At 30.5% G+C, this 9,558-nt stretch carries 8 protein-coding genes; 5 read left to right on the top strand and 3 right to left on the bottom strand.

From position 1 onward, the window contains the following. Nucleotides 1-352: 352 nt before the first annotated feature. Nucleotides 353-1,093 carry a DUF6033 family protein gene (locus tag N4A57_RS04290; RefSeq protein ID WP_293656344.1) on the bottom strand — a complete coding sequence of 247 codons (741 nt, stop codon included), beginning with the start codon at nt 1,091-1,093 and terminating at the stop codon, nt 353-355. Nucleotides 1,094-1,319: 226 nt separating this feature from the next. Here N4A57_RS04290 and N4A57_RS04285 point away from each other — a divergent pair, with 226 nt between their 5' ends. From N4A57_RS04285 to N4A57_RS04275, 3 genes are all read left to right on the top strand, one after another. Further along, entirely contained in the window at nt 1,320-1,712 is a 393-nt protein-coding gene (locus N4A57_RS04285; RefSeq protein WP_293656342.1) for a hypothetical protein, read from the top strand. A 189-nt stretch (nt 1,713-1,901) separates the two neighbouring features. Beyond that, nucleotides 1,902-2,576 carry a response regulator transcription factor gene (locus N4A57_RS04280; RefSeq protein ID WP_293656341.1) on the top strand — a complete coding sequence of 225 codons (675 nt, stop codon included), beginning with the start codon at nt 1,902-1,904 and terminating at the stop codon, nt 2,574-2,576. Beyond that, a complete protein-coding gene (locus N4A57_RS04275; RefSeq protein WP_293656340.1) occupies nt 2,573-4,012 on the top strand; it encodes a sensor histidine kinase in 1,440 nt (479 codons plus the stop codon). The genes N4A57_RS04280 and N4A57_RS04275 overlap by 4 nt, the downstream gene beginning before the upstream one ends. A gap of 44 nt (nt 4,013-4,056) precedes the next feature. On the opposite strand, the gene N4A57_RS04270 is transcribed toward N4A57_RS04275, so the two are convergent. Together N4A57_RS04270 and N4A57_RS04265 are read right to left on the bottom strand one after the other, a co-directional pair. Further along, nucleotides 4,057-4,461, bottom strand: a complete 405-nt coding sequence (locus N4A57_RS04270; protein WP_293656339.1) for a VOC family protein — start codon at nt 4,459-4,461, stop codon at nt 4,057-4,059. Between the two features lie 275 nt (nt 4,462-4,736). Beyond that, nucleotides 4,737-6,641, bottom strand: a complete 1,905-nt coding sequence (locus N4A57_RS04265; RefSeq protein ID WP_293656338.1) for a sigma-54-dependent Fis family transcriptional regulator — start codon at nt 6,639-6,641, stop codon at nt 4,737-4,739. A 383-nt stretch (nt 6,642-7,024) separates the two neighbouring features. Here N4A57_RS04265 and N4A57_RS04260 point away from each other — a divergent pair, with 383 nt between their 5' ends. Together N4A57_RS04260 and N4A57_RS04255 are read left to right on the top strand one after the other, a co-directional pair. After that, complete coding sequence (locus N4A57_RS04260; protein WP_293656337.1) at nt 7,025-8,086, top strand: NAD(P)-dependent alcohol dehydrogenase; 1,062 nt, start codon at nt 7,025-7,027, stop codon at nt 8,084-8,086. A gap of 354 nt (nt 8,087-8,440) precedes the next feature. Next, nucleotides 8,441-9,388, top strand: a complete 948-nt coding sequence (locus N4A57_RS04255; RefSeq protein WP_293656336.1) for a DUF1848 domain-containing protein — start codon at nt 8,441-8,443, stop codon at nt 9,386-9,388. Nucleotides 9,389-9,558 lie beyond the last annotated feature (170 nt).

Genomic DNA, 9,558 nt, shown 5'->3' with positions numbered 1-9,558 from the left:
TTATTTGTCATAGTCAAGCTCCTTCCATATAAGTTTTGCCGAACTTATATTTTAAAGGATGACTATGACTTTTTTCTACACTTTTTTAATGGTAATTTAAACCTTGGATAGTAATTCCTTTTCACTGTCCGTAGGTCAGGGGTAAATCCATAGGTATCAAGCTGAGAAATTAAAATAACCAGTAAAATTGCTAATTTATTTTTGAATATGCCTTAGAGAAGAAATAGGAGCAACCTTTCTATTTACAAAGATGTATAACACATGAAATAAGATAAAGTATGAAGTATATCACATATAAAGATAGAAAGGCTTTTCCATCCAATTAAAAAACTATTAAACTTTGTAGAATTAATTAACCTTTATAACTAAAGTCATGATTTTTTTCAACTATATAATTGTTGTTCCCATATGTATCTAGGAGATTTTTTCCTAATAGTTTATTGTCATTTTTTATTTTTAACAATTTTTCATTGAGAATTTTTTTATCTTCTTTTCTTTTTAGTAGTCTTTTCTCCTGGCGTAATTTATCTTCTTTTTTTCTTATATTATCCGATTCTTTGCTAATTCTTTTTAAGTTTTCTTTTTTCTGTGTATTTGAAGAATCAAATATATTGCTTTTTTGATCAGAGCTACTTCTTTGCGTATGACTCCAGCTTCTCATATTTCCATCTGAATCAATAATCGAACCCGTTGCTACAAGTTTGCTACCATCAGATTGGCACATGGATTTCATCCATCTTTGAGCATTGATTGTGTTTTGAATAGATTCTTTAAATTCTCTCCTCTTTTCAGGGTCATTAATAACTTTTCGTAAGTACTCTTTGGATACTGCTATATTATGTATGCCTGTACCACTAAATGCAAAACTTTCTGCATTACCAGAAGTAATATTACCTACTTGAATACTAACCTGAGGATAAACTTCTTTTAACTCTTTCAAATATTCTTCCATTGCTACTTTAGTACTTTCAATTTTTGATGAATTTTCAAGCTTATTTGTACTATTTTTCTTAAAGTTATCTAATTTGTAACCTAAATGACCATTAGCTAACCTTAGACTATTTATTGGCATATAGTTTTCTCTCCTTATCATATAGATAAATATTAGTATTGTCTATCCATATTTTATTTAGTTTAAGAAAATTAACCCATGATGGTTATTTACAATTATTGTATATATCGGTAAATATTACAATTGTAATTAGTATTCTTGAAAGGAATTCTATTTCATATTAAATACTTATTTCTGTCACAAAACTGTCACAGTCAGTGGATATAATAAACTTATAAAAGAAAATAAAAAGAGGAGATGAGTTTATATGAAAAAAAGAATTATGTCTTTAGTATTAGGAGCTATTTTAGTAGTATGTAGTATAGGAGTGGCTTTTGCTACACAAGAAGATACCCAAACAAATAATGGAGCTATGGGACAATCAGGACAAAATATATCTGTAGACGAGTTGTTAAAGACAAAGTTAGATAGAATTGATGAACTTGTAAAAGAAGGACGTTTCACAAAGGAAAAAGGGGAAGAATACAAAAAAATAATTACAGATAGGATGAATAACTGCACAAATGTGGGAGAAAATAGAGGGAAGTATGAGAGGTTAGGAATTGGATTTGGAAAAGGAAAGGGGTTAGGACAAGGCAAAGGACAAAGGCCATGTGGCAGGGGAAATGGAGCTTGTATGAGAATTGCAAATGAATCCTAAATTAATAAAGATGTTCGTTTTGCGAACATCTTTATTAATTTAGATATATGGAGTATATAGATTTATCAACTGAGACTAAGCTATATATTTACCTTCCTAGGCAAGTTGCTGTATAGGGAAAGCTTCGGGGTGATAATTATATGTTTTTTTTGTGTATAATAAAAATAAATAGATTCAGGGGGTGGGGAAATGGATGGAGATAAGATTTTGATTGTGGAAGATGAAAGTAGGATGAGAAGATTAATAGGAGATTATTTAAAAAGAGAAGGTTATTCTGTATTAGAGGCCCAAGATGGAAGGGAAGGCTTTAATATATTTAAACAGGAGAATATAAATTTAATCATTCTTGATATTATGATGCCAAAGGTTGACGGGTGGGCAGTTTGTAGGGAAATAAGAAAGGTATCAGATGTGCCTATTTTGATTCTTACTGCAAGAAGTGAAGAATCAGATGAATTATTTGGATTCGAGTTAGGAGCGGATGAATATGTGACAAAGCCATTTCGACCTAAGGTTTTAGTGGCAAGGGTAAAGGCACTTCTAAAAAGAAAAAATATTAATAATGAAAAAACAATGGAATTTAATGGAATATACATGGATACACAGGCCCATAGGGTAGTTATTGATCATAAGGAAATAGAAATGACACCAAAGGAATATGAACTTTTAATTTTTATGGCAAATCATAAGGGAAAAGCATTAAGCAGAGAACAGATTTTAGATGGTGTTTGGGGATATGATTATTATGGAGATTTAAGAACAGTAGATACGCATATTAAAAGACTTAGAACAAAACTTAATGGTAAAAGTAAGATTATTCAAACTGTGAGGGGTGTGGGTTATAGATTTGAGGTGAAAAGATGAAAAATAACATAAGAACAAAATTATTTGTGGGACTTAGCCTTTTTACATGTATGATAGTAGGTTTATCTTGGGTACTAAACACCAAGTATTTGGAAAATTATTATATGAAAAAAAAACGAGAAAGTCTTATCCAATATGGAAAAGAGATTGAACATATGTTTAAAAACCATGAGGATCATATGGATAATGAAATAGAAAGGATAGAAAATACAATAGGTGGTAATATAACTATATACAACCCATATTTTAACCATAGAGGGGGAATGGGTTTTAGCAAAATGGGAATGGGCATGTTTCTTTCAAATAAGGAAATGAAAGAAGTGCTAGAAGGTAAAAGGATATTAGAAACTTTTTTGCATCCAAAGTTTAAGGTTAAATTTTTAGTACATGCCATACCCCTTGAAGGAGATAATATTTTAATTCTTCAAACTTCTATTGGAGCCATAAAGGAAAGTGTAGAAATAGGAAAGGGTTTTCATGTTTACATAGGCATGTTAGCCCTAGGAGTAGGAATGTTCTTGGCCATTTGGCTTTCAAAAACCTTTACAAAACCCATTGTAGAACTCAATAGGGTTGCAAAGTCAATGGCAAAACTGGATTTTAGTAAGAAATATGAAGTAAAGGCAAATGATGAGATCGGTCAGCTTGGAGAAACTATTAATTATTTATCTAATACTTTAAATCATACTATATCAGAGCTAAATGAAGCCAATGAAAAACTTAAAGAAGATATAGAGAGGAAAAGAAAAATAGATTTAATGAGAAAAGAATTTATCTCTAGTGTTTCCCATGAATTAAAAACTCCCATTGCACTAATACAAGGATATGCAGAAGGATTAAAGGAAAAGGTGGCAGAGGATGAAGAGAGCCAAGATTTCTACTGTGAAGTTATTATAGATGAAGCAGAGAAAATGGGAAAAATGGTTAAGGATCTACTTGAACTATCACAAATGGAGTCTAAAAATACTACTATTCAAAGGGAAGTTTTTCATATAGATGAGTTAGTTGAAAAAACCTATAAGAAATACAAATCCATTTTTAATGACAGAGATATTAAGGCAACACTTAAAAAATCTAATAAAAATGTAGAGGTTATGGGAGACCCATCAAAAATAGAGCAGGTATTAGTAAATTTTATTAACAACGGCATTCATCATATAGGAGGAGAAAAAAATATAAACATTTATATGGAAGATCATAAAGGGAAGGTGAGAATAGGGGTATACAATACGGGGGATTTCATACGGGAAGAAGAGATGAAAAAAATATGGGGTAGCTTTTATAAGATTGATAAATCAAGAACTAGAGAATATGGAGGTACAGGTCTAGGCCTAGCCATTGTAAAAAGTATTCTTAACCTTCATCATAGTAATTTTGGTGTTATTAATAGAAATGATGGAGTGGAATTTTGGTTTGAGTTAAAAAAGTATCTTTAGATTTCGTATTCATAAATCTAAAGATACTACATAAGAGTAGGCAGTTATATGAGCATATCTCTTATTTCAATTTCGGTGCCTTCTGGTGCTTTAATTTTAAATAAATATCCATCTTCAACTTTATATATTTCTTGTCCATTTTTAATCTTGAAATTTGTATAACCTAATTTTTTTATCCTATGAAATTCTTCCTCAACATTATCTACTAAAAAACACATGTGAACTAGTCCTTCATTTAATGAACTCCAATTATTTAATCGATCTCCCTTTTTACTAGTTTGCAATTCAATCATAAACTCCCCTAATTTTAACCAGGTATTAAAATCTCGGTTATGAAAATTTGCTGTTTCTTGAACTAATTGAAAGCCTAAAATTTTAGTATAAAATTCAAGTGATTCTTTATATTTTTCTGTTTGAATACATACATGGTGTATCACTTTAATGGTCATAATGAGCCCTCCTTAATAATATGGTTGTGAAATGGTATGTGGCATTATGGCTAATTACATAATAATAAATTGAACTGAGAATTTTAATTATATATATTATAGAAAATATTGTCAATAACAATTATATCTTGATTAAGAGGACTTTTATTTTCATATAATTAATTTATACAATTTAAATAGGGGGGGATATAATAAAATCAAGACCATTGATTATCCATAAAAAGGTAGAATAAGGATGTAATTTAATTGGATATGAAGACAATACAAAAAGACTTTCATATGTCATAGAGGCGTATCTTTTTATACAATGTACTTCGATCAATTTTTAGAATAGCTGCTGTCTTAGTTATATTTCTATTACAATGGGCAAGGCATTCTTCAATTGCTATTTTTTCCCATTCGGATAAAGATTGCATAGTATATTTAATTTGTTTACTTGATTCTATCACTTGATTTTGAGGTAATCCTTCCCTATGAAGATCCATATACAATTTTCCATTAATAATGTAATTTTCTATTCCATTCTCTAGTTCCCTTACATTACCTGGCCAGTCATAATCCATTAGGATTTTATACTCATCTTTACTTAGCCTTACTATTTTTCTTTCAAGCTTTTCAGACTTTTTCTCAAGGAAATAATTAACTAAAGTTCTTATATCTTCTTTTCGATCTCTAAGAGGAGGAATATGAATAGGTATTACATTAAGTCTATAATACAAATCTTCTCTAAAATTTCCCTTCTTCACTTCCTCTAATAAATTTTTATTTGTAGCAGCAATCACTCTAACATCTATGGAAATACTCTTTGTTCCCCCTATTCTAGTGATCCTTTTTTCCTGTAAAACCCTAAGAAGGTTTACTTGCATATCTATAGGCATCTCCCCGATCTCATCTAAGAATAGAGTTCCATTATGAGCCAATTCAAATTTTCCTGGCATTCCTCCCGATCGAGCATTTGTAAATGCCCCTTTTTCATAACCGAACAACTCACTTGCTATTAAATTTCTAGGTATGGCTCCACAGTTTATTGCTATAAAGGGTTCATTTCTTTTTTCACTTTCATTATGTATTGCTTGTGCTAATACTTCTTTTCCAGTACCACTTTCTCCTTGAATAATTATTGTGGAAGGTGTATTAGCAACTGTTTTTGCATATTGAATAATCTCGTCCATTTGAACACTCTTTCCAATAATATTATGAAAAGTATAGTAAGCATTTTTACCAGAGTACTTATTTACTAGCTTATAAATATTTTTCATATCCTTTAATGCAACCACAGCTGATATAAATTTATTATCAACATCATAGATTGGAAATACATTAATATTCATTTTTTTCTTTTTATTGTTTTGGTAGTTAATTAATTCGTCATCTGAATAGGTAGCTTTTTTCTCTAGTGTATTCATAATAGCATTCCAATTACTAAAAATCCTTATAGCATGGTCCTTTAATAAATCTTCTTTTGTACATAAAAACATTTCACAGGCTCTTTTATTCACTGTTTTAATATTGCCATCCTTGCTTATTAATAAAAGTCCCATATCTACAGCGTTGAAAATAGTTTCATTTAATTGACTTATATGCCATAGATGTTTATTAGCAGCTATATTTTTTAATTTATTTTCTATCAATTCTGCAGTAGAAAAAACAAATCCCAAAGTATGTGGATGTACAGAATTATAAAAGCCTGTTACATTCAAACATCCTATAATATTTCCTTGTGTATCATGAATAGGTGAACAGGAACAGGTCCATATATGAAATATATTTATAAAATGCTCTTTTCCAGCCATTTGGATGCTGCAATTTTCATGAAGTGCTGTTCCAATAGAATTAGTACCGCAACTCTGTTCACTCATATCTGTTCCTAAGCCCATGCCCATATTATTTGCATGAGCTATAATTGATTCATTTCCCATAATAGAAATAATGTTACCGTGACAATCTGTTAAATCAATTAAGAATCCAGTTCCATCTAGGAATTCTTCTAATAATTTCATAAAAGGATATGCAACACTTATAAATAGGCTATTTTTTTTAAGTATTCTATCTAGTTTTTTTCCCGATAGTATTCTTATGGGTTTCTTTATATTTTTATCAATTCCTATCGTTATACATCTTTTGTGAGAATTCTGAATAATAGCCTTTAAGTTTGATGATGGTGTTATACCTTTTTTCATTGAGATATTCCCCTCCAACATAATGCAAATAAGCTGCGTACTTTTTATTAGTAATATTTTAACAAATTTTAATTAAATCTCCTAGAGCTTATAACTATACTCATATTATAAATGTTGTTTTTTTCTACATATTGTAGATAAATTCAACACTTGAACTTTTGAAAAATGTGGTATTTTTCTACACTTGAGAAAATAGAATAAAAAAATCGTTAGAAATTCAACAATTTCCATGTTTTTATCATCCTTTTCAAATGGGTACAGAAATTGCTATGTATATGATTGGTAATCTAAAATAGATAGCTCAAATGCCCATTTAACTATGTCAGAGGTTGAATAGTTTTATCGGTAAAATTTATTCATTAAAAACGAAGGAGAGATGATTCATGAAAGGTTTTGCTATGTTAGAAATCGGTAAAGTAGGTTGGATTGAAAAAGATAAGCCTGTTGCAGGGCCACTTGATGCAATTGTTAGACCCCTTGCTTTAGCACCATGTACTTCAGATATCCATACAGTATGGTCAGGAGCTATTGGTGAAAGACATAATATGATTTTAGGTCATGAAGCAGTTGGTGAAGTGGTTGAAGTAGGTTCACATGTGAAAGATTTCAAGCCTGGGGATAGAGTTATTGTTCCAGCAATAACACCTGATTGGGGATCAGCAGAAGCTCAAGCCGGTTTTCCTCAACACTCTGGAGGGATCCTTGCGGGATGGAAATTCTCCAACTTCAAAGATGGTGTTTTTGGTGAATTTTTTCATGTTAATGAAGCAGATGCAAATTTAGCACTTCTTCCTGATAATATTAGTCCAGCAAATGCAGTTATGTTATCTGACATGGTTGTTACAGGTTTTCACGGTGCAGAAATGGCAGGTGTTAAATTAGGAGATAGTGTTGTGGTAGTTGGAATTGGCCCTGTAGGTCTTATGGCTGTAGCTGGTGCAAATCTAATGGGTGCATCACATATTTATGCAGTAGGAACAAGACCCAAATGTGTTGAAGCTGCAAAATTTTACGGTGCAACGGATATCATTAACTATAAACAAGGGGATATTGTGGAACAAGTTATGCAGTTAACACAAGGAAAAGGTGTAGACCGAGTGATTATTGCAGGAGGAAACAACGATACTTTTTCTCAGGCTGTAAAGATCCTAAAAGCAGGTGGTACAATAGGTAATGTAAATTATCTTGGTGAAGGTGATAACATTAAGATCCCAAGAGTTGAATGGGGAGTAGGTATGGGTCATAAGCAAATCTTAGGAGGTTTGACTCCTGGAGGTAGACTAAAGATGGAAAAGATGGCTTCATTAATGGAAACAGGAAAACTTGATACTAGTAAATTAATTACACATACATTTTATGGACTAGATAGTATTGAAAAAGCATTGATGTTGATGAAAGATAAACCAGCAGACTTAATCAAACCTGTTGTAATTATAGAATATTAAATAAAAGTAGCTACATAATGAATGTTGGGGTAATAAGTTGCCCCAACATTTCTTATATGAAAAATTCCACATACATATTCATTAAGAGGGCTTTTCGTCATATAATGTTTTTTTTCTCCGTTAATAAATGACCTTTTTCTCAATTGATAAATGATAGAATATAAGAGGGAATAAGGAATATGAAAGAAATAAAGTAGTCAGTTCTCTGAGGAATTTGGATTATTTTCAAGGCATGGTGAGCGAGCATATTAAACATATGTAAGCGATTCCATAACAAAGAAAATAATTCAAATAACCAGTGAAATGACTAACTTATTTTTTGAATATGCCTAAACTACAAAAGGGGAAGTCATTATGATTATAAGCGTGAGCAGAAGAACTGATATACCGTCCTTTTATAGTGATTGGTTTTTTAATAGGCTAAAAGAGGGGTATGTCTATGTGAAAAATCCTTTCAATAGGAAGCAAATAAGTAAAATAAAGTTAAATCCTCATGTGGTAGATTGTTTTGTATTCTGGACTAAAGATCCTCTACCTATGATGAATAGATTAAAAGAACTAAAGGATTATCCTTATTACTTTCAATTTACAATAACTCCTTATAAAAGGGATATTGAAGTTAATATGAGAAAAAAGAAGGATATAATAGACACTTTTAAAGAGTTATCAACGCAAATAGGAAAAGAGAGGGTCATATGGAGATATGATCCTATATTAATTAATGAAAATTATAATAAAGAATATCATTATGAATGGTTTCAGAAATTTTTAGAGGAATTAAGTGATTATACAAAAAAGTGTATGATCAGTTTTATTGATCCATATAAAAATACTAGGAAAAATGCTAAATCTTTAAAGTTAGTTAAGTTAGAGGAAAGGGACCTATTTCAATTAGGAGAGAAATTAGCTAACTTAGGTAAAAAACATAATATAGCCATAGAAACCTGTTCAGAAGCTATAGACTTAAGTGCCTATGGAATTAAAAGGGGAAAATGTATAGATGAAAATTTAATAAGTAAAATAGTGGGGTCAAATGTATATGTGAATAGGGACAATAATCAAAGAGACTTTTGTGGATGTATGAAAAGTATAGATATAGGACAATATAATACCTGTATTCATAATTGTTTATATTGCTATGCCAATTATAATTATAGGGAAGTAAATAAAAACTATAAAAAGCACCTAGAAAAATCTCCCCTATTAGTAGGTAAATTAATAGGAGATGAGAGAATAACCAGTAGAGAGATGAAATCTATAAAAGAAAAGACTAGAACAGTTCAGCTAAAATTAAATATATAAAAATTTTAATCTCGCCTGAATATATATACCTCATATTTCGTACAACATATATTTCCAAACTAGTATGCAGTCATACAATTGAATAATATTCTTATAATGGATTATTATTCCAGTGATTGGCTGCATACTTATCCTGTTAAATTTATACCATATTTTTCAACTACTATCTT

Origin of the sequence: Anaeromicrobium sp. (assembly GCF_025210435.1) — a bacterium.
GTDB lineage: Bacteria > Bacillota > Clostridia > Peptostreptococcales > Thermotaleaceae > Anaeromicrobium.
This window is presented reverse-complemented; position numbering and strand designations above follow the sequence as displayed.